Consider the following 13,467-nt stretch of genomic DNA (forward strand, 5'->3'; position numbering starts at 1 on the left):
CCGGCCAAAAAGGCCTGCTGAGCGACCGAACTCGGCTGCCGAGCGACTGAGCACGCTTCAGTCGCTTCAGCCGCTGCTGAAGAAACCGCAGGTCAGAACCCTTCAATGCAATCGACAGCGACTGAAGCGACTGAAGCCTCCTATATATGACGCACACGCGCACACAGGAATGTCGTCATATACCTGAGGTTCAGTCGCTTCAGTCGCTGTTCTGGTGAGTACATGCCTCTGACCTGCTGGTTCTTTGAGCGACTCAAGCCAGCTACCGAACTTCAGCAGGGTCGCTGCCCCTCACATCCCGCTGGCCAGCAGGTGCCCACGTAGGGTCCAGCACTTGGTTGAACGGGAGGACGGGGCAGGCGCTGCGAAGGTAGGACGCCGACTACGGGAGAGATCATCCCGCTGCGTCTCGTGGCGCTTTCCCTGAGGGACATTCAGGCAGCGGAAGGCGCTGCCCGCGATCCGGCAGGCCCTCGACCGGTGGCCATCACCGTCCCGGTGAAACGCGCTTCGGCCACCGATCAGCGAGCTATATCGATCACAGTGACCGCGGGCCTGTATTCCCGTTCGCCTCCTCCACTAGGGCGGCTTGGAGCCGCTTCTGCGGGATCGTCAGGGCTCCGACGCGGTAGCGCTCCACCGTGCGGCGGGAGACGCCCAGGCGCTCGGCCAGGGCCCCTGGCCGAGCCCTTCGCGCACGTGAGGAGGATTTTCATCTTGGCTTTTGCGGTTTTCGGCGCGGCCGGGTGAAAGCCTTCCACTCCGCCCGTGCGCACAGCCAGGTTCCGAGCGGCAGCAGGAACGCGGCGACCAGGATGCGGAAGACGGCGGGGCCAGGGAGGGCGAAGACGCGGATGGCGGCGCCGGCAATGACACCGGGCAGTGTCCATACGACGAGGCGCCGGGCCAGTCCGCCGCGCAGAGCGCCGTCGCGGCGGTAACGCCACAAGGCGCCCGGCCCGGCCACCACATTGAACAGCAGGCTCGTCGGCGTGACCGCCGGACTCGGCACACCGAGGACGCTGATATGGACGGGCAGGAGGAAGACCGCCCCGGACACGCCGACCGGAGCGGTCAGCAGGCCTGCCGCGAACCCGGCTCAGATCGTCCACTCCACCACTGCTCTCGCCGCTTTTCGATCGCCCGGTCAGTATCGACGCAGCGGGCGTGGAGAACGCGAAGTGGCAACGAGATGTTCACGAGCAGAAGGAGCAGCCCGGCTCGCAGCCGCACGCATCCGCCTCGACCGCGACGGCCCCGGAGGGCTCCGGGGCGCGGGTGGTGGGTGCGCAACAGCCCTTGCCCTGCCAGGCGTCGCGGCCTTCCTTGACGGCGATCGCGGCGATGACCAGGGCGGCGATGGGATCCGCCCAGGACCAACCGAGAGTGGCGTTGAGGATCAGGCCGACCAGGAGAACAGCGGACAGGTACGTGCACAGGAGGGTCTGCTTGGAGTCGGCGACCGCGGAGGCGGAGCCGAGCTCGCGGCCGGCGCGGCGCTGGGCGGCGGAGAGGAACGGCATGATCGCCAGCGATAGGGCGGCGATGACGATGCCGGGGATCGAGCGGTCGGCCTCGCCTGTGCCGGCCAGCGCGCGGACGGCGTCGAATGAGACGTACGCGGCGAGCGCGAAGAAGGAGACAGCGATGATCCGCAGCGTGGTCTTCTCACGGGCCTCGCGCAGGGCGTGGTCGCGGGCGGAGAACTGCCAGGCGACCGCGGCGGCGGAGGAGACCTCGATGATCGAGTCGAGACCGAAGCCGATCAGCGCGGTCGAGGAGGCCATAGTGCCCGCGGTCAGCGCGACGATCGCTTCGATCACGTTGTAGGTGATCGTCCCGGTGACCAACAGCCGTATTCGCTTGGCGAGCACGTCGCGGCGGGCCGGGGACGGCCCGAGGGACATCGCGCTCATCAGCAACAGTCCTTCGTGGCGGCGTCCGGGCAGGTCTGGTCGGACTCGACCGCGACCACCGCTGCCAGGAGGTGGTCCAAGGCGTGGCCGAGGCGTTCGTCGGCGAGCTCGTAGCGGGTGCGGCGCCCGTCGGGCACGGTGACGACGAGGCCGCAGTCCCGCAGGCAGGCCAGGTGGTTGGACAGCCGGGTGCGGGAGACACCGAGCGTGTCGGCGAGGTCGGCGGGGTAGGCCGGCTCCTGTCGCAGGGCGAGCAGGATGCGGCAGCGGATCGGATCGGCGAGCGCGCGGCCGAAGCGGGCCAGCACGTCGATATCGGAAGCAACGGTCAGCACCCCACGACAATACAGCGCTTCCTGAATTCAGGGAATCTTGAATGATTGGGACGTGTGGGTCGCGGCTTGACCTTCGAGTCGGGTCGAAGGTTTACCGTCGGCGGTGTGACGACCTACCGCATCTCGCAGCTGGCCGAGCGCTCCGGCGTTCCGGCCACGACGCTGCGCTTCTACGAGGACGCCGGGCTGCTGCCCGCCGACCGCACGCCGTCTGGTTACCGGATGTACGGCGAGGACGCGGTGGAGCGCCTGGCCTTCATATCCTCGGCCAAGCTGCTGGGCCTGGCCCTGGAGGGGATCCGCGACCTCCTCGACGTCCGCGAGGAGGGGGTGTGCGCGTCGGTGCGGGCGCGGATGCTGCCCCTGGTCGCCGGCCGGATCACCGAGACGGACGGCCGCATCGCCGAGCTGCGAGCCTTCTCCTCGCACCTGGCCGGCGTCCACGCCGAGCTCTCGGGCCCGGCTCCGGCCGGGGCGTGCGGCCCGGACTGCGGCTGCACCACGACCGGCACCCCGGCGGCCGGGCCAGTGTCGATCGAGCTGTCCCCGACCCGCCCCGCCCAGGCCACGTCCGAACCGTGGCGGGACGTCCCGGTCGCCTGCACCCTCGGCGGCGCCGAGCTGGGCGAGCGCACCGAGCAGTGGCGAGCCCTGGTCGGCAAAGCCGAGCACTGAGAGACGATCCCCGACGGGATGCGGCTGTCCTTCCCCGCCGGCGCCGACCTCGCCGGCGAACTCGCGGCGCTCGCCGCGGCCGAACAGGGCTGCTGCGCGTTCTTCGACTTCACCCTCCACCTGGCCCCGACCACGCTCCAGCTGGAGGTACGGGCACCCAAGTCCGCCGCCGGAATGCTGGCCGACCTCTTTGGAGCACCCGCATGACCACCCCGTCCTCTCCCCGCCCGTCCCGCACCTGGGGCACGCTCGGCGCCGGCGCGGCCGCGGTCGCCGCCTGCGCGGTGTGCTGCGCGGGCCCGGTCCTGGCCGTCCTCGGCGGCATCGGCGTCACCTCCGCGATCGGCGCGCTGTGGATGCCCGCCCTCGCGGTGCTGGCCGTGGCCGCCGGACTCGGCGTCCTGGTCGTACGGCACCGGCGCCGTACGACGGCTTGCCGCACCGCCCCGGCCCAGGCCGACCTCGGCATGCCGACCCTCGGCCCGCCGCCGGAGGGCGGCAAGACCGCGCACTGAACAAAACCGCCGATCAGACCCCGCACGGGGATCTGTGAGCATGGAGCGTCCGGCCGCCGTTGGGCGGTCGGCACCGTACGGAGGAGCAGTTCGGGTGTCGCAGCAGGGACCGCAGGGCCTGGTCGAGCGGATGGAACACCACCAGGTCGCGATCTACCTGGCGGCACTCGCCGCTGGCGGACTGCTCGGCTGGGCGGCCCCCGGCCTCGGCCCGGGGCTGGAGCACGCGATCAACCCGGTCCTCGGCGCGCTGCTGTTCGTCACCTTCCTCCAGGTCCCCGCCGCCGAACTGCTCCGGTCGCTGCGCGACGGCCGGTTCCTGTCGGCCGCTGTGGTGGTCAACTTCGTGGTGGTGCCGCTGGTCGTCGCCGCGATGTTCACCTTCCTGCCGGCCGACCAGGCCGTGCGCCTGGGCGTCCTACTGGTGCTGCTGTGCCCGTGCGTGGACTACGTCATCGTCTTCTCCGGTCTGGCTGGCGGCTCCAGCCGCCGCCTGCTGGCCGCCACCCCGGTCCTGCTCGTCGTGCAGATGCTGCTGCTGCCGGGGTTCCTCTACCTGTTCATGGGCTCGGAGCTCGCCGACATCGTCGAAGTCGGACCATTCCTCGAGGCGTTCCTGATCCTGATCGTCATCGCGCTGGCCCTCGCCTGGGCGCTCCAGGCGTGGGCCAGCCGCCGGCCCGCCGGGCAGAAGGTCTCCGCCGCGGCGACCACCACGATGGTCTCGCTGATGGCCGCGACCCTGCTGACCGTGGTGGCCTCCCAGGTCCCCAAGCTCGGCGACAGCCTCGGCGACGTTGCCGCCGTCGTCCCGTTCTACGTGCTGTTCCTCGTCGTCATGGCGTTCGCTGGGAAGGCCGTGGCCCGCTTGTTCCGCCTCGACGCCCCCGCAGGGCGGGCGATCGTCTTCACCGGCGCGACCCGCAACTCCCTCGTCGTCCTACCCCTGGCCCTGGCCCTGCCCGATTCGCTCGCCGTCGCCTCGGTGGCCGTGGTCACCCAGACCCTGTTCGAAGTGCTGGGCATGGTCGCCTACGTCCGCCTCGTCCCCCGCCTGATTCCCGCCCGCACTGAACGCGATGACGGCGTTCCCATCGCCTCCTGACCACAGGCATCACCCCGATGGAAGCCCGCGTTGGCCAGGTCGACGTCAAATCTCTGGCCATCTACGAATCAACGCGGTTGGGACACCACCATGTCTGCGGCCCGGGCTGGCCAGCTATCAGTCAAGGTCACAGCACTGGCACCTACGGTGGAGGCCCTGCAACGGTCCCTCACTTTCGAGCCGGTGCCGGTCTCCATCCGGAAGTTGCTGACCGGGGACCAGAAGGTCGTTCTCCGGGCGCATCGGAATGGTCTGCAGAAGACATGGTGGAGCTACCCGAAGAGCGGGTCTGGGTGCGCGCGCCGCGGAACGAACGGCTCCTGGACAACGATTGGACGGCCAAGCCCACCGAATAACTCAGGAGTCATCAGGTCGTGGAGCGCGTGCGGGGCTGCCTGCGTCCGATCGCGTCGTCGATCGGGTCCAGAAAATGGAACAACCTCAGGAGCAAAGCGCGCCGAGGCTCTGCAAACAATTTGCAAAGGAGTCACCCTTCTGGAAGAGCGGCCGCCAGGGAACGCACGAGCCGCCGAACACCGAAGCATCGTCAAGAAGGGCTTGATGGTCAACTCGGGTCAGGAATAAGACATTCCACGAGATTCATCTTCGCTTCGCAGCGCCTCTGGTGAAGTGTTCCTCTCGACAAGAACCGTGGGTTTGGCGAAACCAAGGAGACCGCCGAGTGACGAGATTTCCACACCCATGCATCGGGCTGACCATAGGATTGATTTTGTCAATCCTGCTAGGCGCCACAACCGGAGCGTTCGCCGATCAGCAGCCCGTGCGCGCGATCGAAAGAACCCAAAGGGTCGATTTCACCATTGCGCCACCACCTCAGCAACCAATGACTCTCCAGCAGCGGAGAAAACAAGTCAGCGAAGACAATTTCGCGGCCTCGTATCCAATTCGCCTTGATGTTCAGGAACCCGTCCCCGGAAAACCGAAACCGGTCGGCAAGTCCTCCGCAGACGAATTAAAGTACAGGGCTGGGGTCGGGCGTGCAGAAATCTGGGATTCCTCCGGGCGGCTGCGGGCAGCGCAGAGTAACAGGGATCCTGTGGTACCTCGCTACGTGCCGAAGGATGGGGAGCAGCTGACGCTGAAGTACTTCATCACTTCGGTGCCCGTCGGTATAGGTATTCCCTCATATCCGCAGAACGTTAGTTTCAAGTTCGCTTGGGCTTGCGCACTCGATGGGGATCCGACCTCCAAGCAGCAGATATTCTACTCGGATCCAATATCAATTACCGCGCCCAGCATTGAAAGTGGAGGCATTCCGGTTACGCATTCCCTCACCTATCGCGAGAGCATGTGTTCTGATTTGGTGAAGGAAAATGAGGCGCAACCGAGACCCAAGCCTTACCAGCGCTCGATGAACTTCACGACCACCATATCGGTGCAGGATTTCGACAATGGTGGGAATTATGTACGATGGGGATTAGTTGATGGTAGCTATCTCGTTGGAAGTGCATTTCCTGAGCTTCCGACCGGCCAGACCTTAGGTTCCAAGTGTGGCGGAAATGCGGCCAGCGCGTCAAGATGCTCTGGTTCGCATGGAGCTGGCGTCAACACTTCAACCGGAGCGTTCTCCCAGCACAGTACAGATCTGAGCATCCCGGGAGGGTTTCCTGTCGATATCTCCCGCGACTACTCTTCCAACAACCCTCACGTAGGGGCCCTTGGTATTGGGTGGTCCGGCTCCTGGGACTCTCACCTGCGGGCCCAGAGCGACGGAAGCTTAGTATTCGAATCTGAAAATGGATCCGAGTACCTATTCACTCGAAATCCCGATGGTCAATTTACCGCTCCCGCAGGAGTTGATTCCGGACTGCGAAAGGTTGCTGGAGGGTATGAACTCACGTCGCGGGCAGGGGAAACCCTCGCTTTCGATGCCGCTGGAAACCTCGCCCAGCGGGTGGATAAGCAACAGCGAAAGGTGACTTACGACTATACGGCAGGCCGCCTTACATCCCTGCGCACGGACTTGGGACGAAAGGCAAGTTTCTCATATGCCGAGAATCTGCTGACCGATGTAACGCTGTGGGACGGCCGGAAGGTGTCCTATCGCTACAGCGGTGGCAGACTTACATCTTTCATAGGGCTCGATGGAAGGAAAGTAGACTACAACTACGACTCAAGCGGCCGAATCCAAAGTGTCACACAGGGCGGCGAAGCCATTCAGAATGTCTACGATGGTGCCGGCCGGGTGATTGAGCAAACCATAGGCCTCCTTAAGGGAAAGATCACTTTCTCCTATAATGGTGATGCCACCGATGTGACAATGCCTGACGGCGGTATATGGACAGACGTTCACGCGAAGAACGTTCTGCAAGCGCAATACGATCCATTCGGAAATAAAACCTCCTTCGAGTACAGCTTCAAATTGGATCGAGTGGCGGTAGTCGATCCGTTAGGAAGTCGTTTCGTTACAGCCTTTGATTCGGCGGGGCGGCCTGTCGAGGCGCAAGGCCCTCACACGTCATCGCGCTATTCGTACGGATCCGACGGTGTAATCAGCTTGCTGGGCCGGGGCGAAGGGCAGTGGTCCTTCAGGACCGATACTGGGCGGCGTCTCACGGAAACTCGCGACCCCCTGGGCAGCTTGACCCGCTACACATACACAGCCGCTGGACAGATCAAGTCAGTGACCCGACCAGCCGGTGGCAGCACTGTATTCGAGTACGACGCGGACGGAAATCAAACTTCAGTAACTACGGCCTCAGGTGGCAGGGAGACTCGGACCTTCGACCCCTCTGGACGCCTGCGGACTGTCACCGATCCCAGAGGAAACGCTCCTGGCGTGAATCCGGCGCAGTACACCACTGCGTATGTCTATGACAGTGCTGATCGGATCATTTCCGTCGTAGACCCGAAGGGTGGCGCAACGCTAAATTCCTACGACGCATCAGGAAACCTTCACACAGTCACGGACCCCGCCGGCCGCATTACTGAACATACGTACGATCTCGCGAATCGACGGACTTCCACGAAGAGCCCGGGCGGCGCCACCGAATGGTTCACGTACAACAATATGGGGCAGCTGAGCTCGCGCACTGACGCTGCCGGAGCCAAGACGACCTATACGTACGACAAGGCGGGCCGACTGATCACCTTGACGGCCCCCCGCGGTAACGTCGCCGGCGCTGATCCCGCAAGGTTCACCTGGAAGTACGTCTACGACAAGGTTGGAAACCGAATCAGCAGTACAGACCCTGCTGGCAACGTGAGGCTCACTTCCTACGACAAGGAAAACCGTCCCATTTCCATGACTGACCCGATTGGAAACATCGCACTTTCCAGGTATGACGGCGCAGATAACTTAGTTGAGACCACCGACGCCCTCGGTAAGAAGACCGTCTACACCTACAACGCAGCAAATCAAATGACCGCTGTCAAGGATCCGAACGGAAATACGCTCACCTATACGTATGACAGCGACGGAAACCGAATCACTGAGACGTCTCCGCTCGGCTTCAAGGCGACGTACTCCTACGATGTCGACGGGCGACCGGTAGCCCGGACCGAGCCACGTGGCAACTTGACTGGCGCCGACCCTGCCCGGTTTACCTGGCGCACAGGCTACGACGCCGCCGGCAACGCCATCAGTGAGACGGACCCGCTAGGCAACAGCATCACCAACGCCTACGACGCTCTCAACAACCTCATCGAACGAAACGACCCCCAGGGCAAGAAGACCAGCTACACATACGACGAGTTGAACCGGATGGTGCAAACGAATGCACCTGACGGTGGCGTCACCAAGATGACCTTCCACAGCAGCGGGAACCTCGCTACCCGTACCGACGCCAACCAGCGCACCACGGCATACGAGTACGACAAGACCGGGCGCCTTACCAAGGTCACTGACCCGCTGAACCGAGTCACGCAGTACAGCTACGACGTGGACGGCAACCGCGACAAGGTCACGAACGCCCGAGGCCAAACAATCACGAGCCTCTACGACAGCCGAAACCTGCTGACCTCGAGCACCTATTCGGATGGCACGCCGAAGGTTTCCTACGCCTACGACAACGCTGGCCAGCCCACCACGATCACTGACGCAACGGGAACCCGGAGCATCACGTACGACAAGACAGGACGACCGCTGACCATCAGCGCGCCTGGTTCCGCGAACCCATTCAAGTACACCTATGGTGCCAACGGTTTAGTCAGTAGCCGTACATACCCCAACGGGCGGGCCACCTCATACGCCTACGATGCTGACGGCCGCATTACGGCTCAGACGCAAAACGGACGGACGACAACCTACGGCTGGGACCAAGCGGGCAACCTGCTGACCACGGTCGTCCCGACCACGCCGGCCACCACCGAGAGTCGCACCTACGACCAGGCCGGGCGCATGGCCTCCATCAGCGAAGGCGCCGGCGTGCGTCAGTTCACCCGAGACGGTTCAGGCCGCGTTACCGCGGAGCAGTACCGGGACGCAACCACCACCGGCTACCCCAAGCGCTACGAGTACGACAACACCGGCCGCGTCACGCGAGCCTGCAGCGACGTTGCAACCAACGTCTCCTGCCTGCCGGGCACGAGTGGAGAGAGCTATACCTACGACAAGGTCGGAAACCGCCTCACAGCCACAACGGGTGCCACCACCACAACCAATATCTACGATGTCGCTGATCAGCTGACCCGCTCAACAACCGGTGGCGCAACTACTGACTTCACCTATGACGCCGATGGCAATCAGGTGAAGGACGTTGCCGGCACCTACACCTACGATGCGTTGGGCCGGGTCAAGTCCAACACCGTCGGCGCCGACACCTTCACCTTCGCCTATGACGCCGACGGCAATCGCACCGCCACCAAGAAGAACGGGGCGCTCCAGCGCTCCACCCAGTGGGATGTCAACACTCCCATTCCCCGGGCCGCCACCGATCTGAGCGCCACCGGCGCCCTGCTCAGCGACTACCACTACGGCCCCCTCGGCGAGCCGCAGTCCCTCGACACGAGCACCTCAAGCTTCTTCTATCTCCACGACCGCCAGAACTCCATCACCGCGGTCCGTGACCTGAACAACGTCGACACGTACAAGTACAGCTACGGCACGTGGGGCAATGTCATCGGCACGGCCGGCGGCGGCACCCAGCAACGAAGCTCCTTCGGCTACAACGGCACGATCAAGGACCCCTTCCTCACGGGCCGTACCCAACTCCCAGCGCGCAGTTACGACGCCAAGACGGGCCGCTTCACCACCCCGGACCCACGACCCGATACAGCCCAGCCGACGAACACCTCCACCTACGCTTACGCCAACAACGACCCTGTCAACCAGTCCGACCCTTCCGGCGCATGCCCCCTGTGCGTCAGCGCCGGCATTGGAGCGGCCTTCGGGGCGGTGGTCGAAGGAGGGATCTACACCTGGCAACACCGCAACGGCGGCTTCACCGCCTCTGGACTCGGCAGGGCCGCAGGCCGGGGCGCAGTTGTCGGCGGAGTGGCCGGGCTTCTCATGCCCGGAGCGGGCAACGTCGCTGCCCGCGGGTTCGGACTGACCGGCGGACGAGCACTCGCCACCTCCACCGCCGTCAACGCAGGCGTCGGAGCCGGCTTCTCCTACGCCGTCAACGAAGCCTACTGCCGCCCGACCGACCCCTCGGACCTCCTCATCGGCGCCACAGGCGGAGCGGGCAGCAGTCTCATCGGCCCAGCCTGGAACGGAGTCAGGGGAATATGGAGCCGGGGGACGGCGGCGAACCCAAGCGCAGTCGCTGCCGAGGGCCCGGTCACTAGACTCTTGTACGGAGCACGCAGGGGGGAAGGACTTCCTGGCTCTGCAGGAGTCAAGATCGATCGGCGTCCGACTGTCACCGAGCTGGAGAACATGACCGTCAAGCACGACGTGGAGTTTGCCGTTGTCTACGAGCTGGGGCCTGGCCGTGGAGGGAGGGGCGGGCAGTACACGCTCTATTCGGGTCAGGTCGCCAGAGTGAAGGTGCCCGTCACCGCCGACAGCATTCTGGTTTATCACACGCATCCGAGGGGGACCCCGTCAGCCAGTGACGCGGACAAGGCTCTGCTGGAGCTGTTCGAAATGGCAGGATCGCCTATGCGCTCGTCGAAGATCATTCCTGTAGGATCTGGTGGAGTTGTGACGACCTTCACGAAAAATGGCACTTCGGAGTTTTCGGAATGGCAACCCTGGTGACCACCGACGAGACCTACGACTACTTGTGGGATGGATCCGAAGAAGGGTGGGTAGTTATCCTGACGAAGTCTGGCGGTACCGTCTACAACTACCAATCCCAGATGGCGCTCCTTATCGAGGATGAGGACGAGTACACCCAAGTTCTTCAGCAGATGCGCGAGCATGGGCGACCATTCCTCAATGCCATTCCGAAGCCGGACTCTGCCTGAACTGAGTTCGATGCGCGGTAAGACTGGTGTAGCCCGGGCTGCGGAACGGTCCGGGCCACACCAGTTTCCCGTTTCCCATGATGTCGTCACGCACCGGCCTGCCCCTCCACCTCGACCTCGCCGTCTCCCGCTTCCTCGAGATCCGCCGCACCGGACACACCCCCATCGGCCGTGGGAGCGGCCGGCGGAACCGAACAGACTCACCCCTGCCCGGGTCCGTCGCGGGTTCAGGAACCTGCGCGCGAAGACCGGCACCCCAGCCGGTGCACCGAAACCGACCCGTCCCGGCCCCGGAAGGCCGCCGGGGTCGAAGAACCGCCACCCAGCACGCTGCCACGATGTCGGCAGAGTCCTAGCCACGGGTGTGGCATACGTCCGGCCACTGCTCACCCCCGCCACGGCCGCCCGCATCCGCACCGAGCTCGCCCCCGTCTTGGACCGGCCAGAGGCCCGCACCGGTCTACTGACCGTGTGCGCCCAGATCCTTTAGGCCCAGGACCTCACCGACTTCTACGCCGAACTCGCCGACCCCGTACGCGAGCACCTGGCCCACCTGTAGCCGCGACGACGCCAGGCCCCGTGACGCGAGACGAAGGCGTACTTGATCATCTGTCGAGGAGGCCCAGTTCGCTGGCGGGGCGGCACAGTAGGCACGCGATCACCGAGGGAACGGTCCGCAGGACCTCGATGATGGTTTCGCGGGTGGCCGGCTTGCCGCGGCTGGTGATGCGGCATTCGCCGGTGTGGACGCGGTCGGGGCGGCGGGAGACGCCGATGCCGTACTCGATCCACCAGCGCGGCGGTTCCGGCAGCGGCCGCCGCCGGGCCCGCTCCTCTTCCAGTTCCCGCACGGCGCCGATGCGCTCGTCGACGCGGGCCAGGGTGAGCTCCAACCAGCGGCGTATGACCAGGAGCTGGTCCAGGGCCGGGGGCAGGGGCAGGAGGGGGACCTGCATGGCGGGCTACGCCGCCTCGGTCACGTCGCCGGGTGCGATCGGGTGGGTCTGCTTCTTCAGCCGCATCCGTGCGGCCACCATCTCCTCGCGGGCCACCGTCGCCCAGCGAGGGTGGTCGACGACCGTGATCGATAGTTCCCGAATCTCGTCCCACACCCGGTCGACGGTCTCCTTCTGCTCGTCGCTCCAGCCGGGACTGTCGGGAACGTCGCCGCGGTGGGAGAACCGCTCACTCCGCGCCCACCCGGTCAGGGGTTCCACGCTCCAGGGAAGGCCGACGAGGTAGGCACGGTGTTCGGCGTGAGCGTGGTGGAGGCGCTCCTGGAGCTGGAGGAGGTCGTCGGGGAAGGAGCTGATGTCGGTCACCATTGAATCGTAAATCTGTTCGAATCCAATTGGGAAGTCGACGCTCCGGTTGGCGACCCGTTCAACGACCGCGCCTCGGGGCCCGCTGCTGGTCGGGTGGTGGGGAGCGTGCAGGGGCCGTGTCCTGGAAGAGGGGCCGGTGGAGGAGGTGGCGGTCGTGGCGCGTCCGGTGTGGGCCGGGAATCTGTCGTTCGGGCTGGTCAGCCTGCCGGTGGGCCTCTACACGGCCACGGACAGCCACACGATCCACTTCCATCAACTGCAGCGGGGCACCTCCGACCGGATCCGCAACCGCCGGGTCAACGAACGTACCGGCAAGGAGGTCGAGCTCAACGACATCGTCAAGGGCTACGACACCGGCGGCGAGTACGTCCTGGTCGAGCCGCAGGAGCTCGACGAGATCGCCCCAGGCCGCTCGCAGACGCTGGAGATCCAAGGGTTCGTCGACCTGGCGGACGTGGATCCGATCTTCTTCGACAAGACGTACTACCTCGGCCCCCGCGGCAAGGGGTTCGGCAAGCTCTACAGCCTCCTCGAACAGGCCCTCACCAAGACCGACAAGGCCGGAATCGCCACCTTCGTCATGCGCCAGCACGAGTACCTCGTCGCCCTCAAGGCCGAGAACGGACTCCTGACCCTCCACACCCTGCACTGGGCCGACGAGCTACGAGACCCGAAAGAGGAGATCGACGGCCTGCCCGGCAAGACCAGGGCATCGGCCCAGGAGCTGAAGATGGCCGAACAGCTCATCGGCGCCCTGAGCATGGACTGGGACCCGGGCGCCTTCCACGACACGTTCCAGGAGAAGGTCGCCGCCCTCATCGAGGCCAAGAAGGCCGGCGAGACCGTCGAGAAGGCCGAGCCGGCCGCCGAGCCGACCGGTGTCATCGACCTCATGGAAGCCCTGCGGGCCAGCGTCGAACGCCCGGGGACTTCCAAGGCCACCGGGGGCAAGGCCACCGCATCCGGCACGACCACCGGCGCGAAGAAGCCGACGGTGAAGAAGCGGATCCGATCCACCCCCAAGCAGGACCTGGAGGGCTTGTCGAAGGCCGACCTCTACAAGAAGGCGGCCGCCGCCCACCTTCCCGGCCGCTCGAACATGACCCGCGAGGACCTGGTGAAGGCCCTCTCCCGCACATGACCCGTACCGGTCGCCGAGTCAGCGCCCGATGTTCCAGAACGCAGTAGGCGTCGCCGCGTCCGTGGCAGGCAGCCCCGGTG

At 65.2% G+C, this 13,467-nt stretch carries 11 protein-coding genes and 2 pseudogenes; 8 read left to right on the forward strand and 5 right to left on the reverse strand.

What is annotated here, in order from left to right; all coding sequences use genetic code 11:
* Positions 1 to 727: 727 nt before the first annotated feature.
* The 3 genes and pseudogenes from ACFVS6_RS14155 to ACFVS6_RS14165 form a co-directional block, all read right to left on the reverse strand.
* A pseudogene (locus tag ACFVS6_RS14155) lies at positions 728 to 1,096 on the reverse strand (TSUP family transporter); the annotation flags it as partial.
* A gap of 100 nt (positions 1,097 to 1,196) precedes the next feature.
* Complete coding sequence (locus tag ACFVS6_RS14160) at positions 1,197 to 1,916, reverse strand: cation transporter (RefSeq protein ID WP_389703652.1); 720 nt, start codon at positions 1,914 to 1,916, stop codon at positions 1,197 to 1,199.
* Entirely contained in the window at positions 1,916 to 2,251 is a 336-nt protein-coding gene (locus ACFVS6_RS14165; protein WP_389703654.1) for an ArsR/SmtB family transcription factor, read from the reverse strand. Before ACFVS6_RS14165 ends, ACFVS6_RS14160 begins: the two co-directional genes overlap by 1 nt.
* 105 nt (positions 2,252 to 2,356) lie before the next feature.
* Here ACFVS6_RS14165 and ACFVS6_RS14170 point away from each other — a divergent pair, with 105 nt between their 5' ends.
* From ACFVS6_RS14170 to ACFVS6_RS14200, 7 genes and pseudogenes are all read left to right on the forward strand, one after another.
* Positions 2,357 to 2,926 (forward strand): heavy metal-responsive transcriptional regulator, encoded by a 570-nt coding sequence (locus ACFVS6_RS14170; protein ID WP_389703655.1) that lies wholly within the window; start codon positions 2,357 to 2,359, stop codon positions 2,924 to 2,926.
* Positions 2,927 to 2,944: 18 nt separating this feature from the next.
* Positions 2,945 to 3,133: a hypothetical protein gene (locus ACFVS6_RS14175; protein ID WP_389703656.1), complete on the forward strand. Its 189-nt coding sequence runs from the start codon at positions 2,945 to 2,947 to the stop codon at positions 3,131 to 3,133.
* Positions 3,130 to 3,441 carry a hypothetical protein gene (locus ACFVS6_RS14180; RefSeq protein WP_389703658.1) on the forward strand — a complete coding sequence of 104 codons (312 nt, stop codon included), beginning with the start codon at positions 3,130 to 3,132 and terminating at the stop codon, positions 3,439 to 3,441. Before ACFVS6_RS14175 ends, ACFVS6_RS14180 begins: the two co-directional genes overlap by 4 nt.
* Before the next feature lie 130 nt (positions 3,442 to 3,571).
* Positions 3,572 to 4,546 (forward strand): bile acid:sodium symporter, encoded by a 975-nt coding sequence (locus tag ACFVS6_RS14185; protein WP_389703861.1) that lies wholly within the window; start codon positions 3,572 to 3,574, stop codon positions 4,544 to 4,546.
* 682 nt (positions 4,547 to 5,228) lie between these two features.
* On the forward strand, positions 5,229 to 10,712 hold the full coding sequence (locus ACFVS6_RS14190) for a DUF6531 domain-containing protein (protein ID WP_389703659.1): 5,484 nt from the start codon (positions 5,229 to 5,231) through the stop codon (positions 10,710 to 10,712).
* On the forward strand, positions 10,697 to 10,921 hold the full coding sequence (locus ACFVS6_RS14195; protein ID WP_389703660.1) for a hypothetical protein: 225 nt from the start codon (positions 10,697 to 10,699) through the stop codon (positions 10,919 to 10,921). The genes ACFVS6_RS14190 and ACFVS6_RS14195 overlap by 16 nt, the downstream gene beginning before the upstream one ends.
* Positions 10,922 to 11,087: 166 nt before the next feature.
* Positions 11,088 to 11,411 (forward strand): annotated as a pseudogene (locus ACFVS6_RS14200) (hypothetical protein); the annotation flags it as partial.
* A 115-nt stretch (positions 11,412 to 11,526) separates the two neighbouring features.
* On the opposite strand, the gene ACFVS6_RS14205 reads toward ACFVS6_RS14200, so the two are convergent.
* Positions 11,527 to 11,877 carry a DUF6233 domain-containing protein gene (locus ACFVS6_RS14205; protein WP_389703662.1) on the reverse strand — a complete coding sequence of 117 codons (351 nt, stop codon included), beginning with the start codon at positions 11,875 to 11,877 and terminating at the stop codon, positions 11,527 to 11,529.
* 6 nt (positions 11,878 to 11,883) lie between these two features.
* Positions 11,884 to 12,243, reverse strand: coding sequence for a hypothetical protein (locus ACFVS6_RS14210; RefSeq protein ID WP_389703664.1), 360 nt, complete (start codon positions 12,241 to 12,243; stop codon positions 11,884 to 11,886).
* A gap of 157 nt (positions 12,244 to 12,400) precedes the next feature.
* On the opposite strand from ACFVS6_RS14210, the gene ACFVS6_RS14215 reads away from it, so the two are divergent.
* Positions 12,401 to 13,387, forward strand: a complete 987-nt coding sequence (locus ACFVS6_RS14215) for a Ku protein (protein ID WP_389703666.1) — start codon at positions 12,401 to 12,403, stop codon at positions 13,385 to 13,387.
* The last annotated feature ends 80 nt before the right edge of the window (positions 13,388 to 13,467 follow it).

The organism is Streptomyces sp. NPDC057939, assembly GCF_042887545.1.
In the GTDB taxonomy this organism is placed as follows: Bacteria; Actinomycetota; Actinomycetes; order Streptomycetales; family Streptomycetaceae; genus Streptomyces.

Coding starts and splice junctions, on each gene's coding strand:
- ACFVS6_RS14160 (WP_389703652.1), bottom strand. CDS start 1,916: ATGAGCGCGATGTCCCTCGGGCCGTCCCCGGCCCGCCGCGACGTGCTC.
- ACFVS6_RS14175 (WP_389703656.1), top strand. CDS start 2,945: ATGCGGCTGTCCTTCCCCGCCGGCGCCGACCTCGCCGGCGAACTCGCG.
- ACFVS6_RS14180 (WP_389703658.1), top strand. CDS start 3,130: ATGACCACCCCGTCCTCTCCCCGCCCGTCCCGCACCTGGGGCACGCTC.
- ACFVS6_RS14185 (WP_389703861.1), top strand. CDS start 3,572: ATGGAACACCACCAGGTCGCGATCTACCTGGCGGCACTCGCCGCTGGC.
- ACFVS6_RS14195 (WP_389703660.1), top strand. CDS start 10,697: ATGGCAACCCTGGTGACCACCGACGAGACCTACGACTACTTGTGGGAT.
- ACFVS6_RS14205 (WP_389703662.1), bottom strand. CDS start 11,877: ATGCAGGTCCCCCTCCTGCCCCTGCCCCCGGCCCTGGACCAGCTCCTG.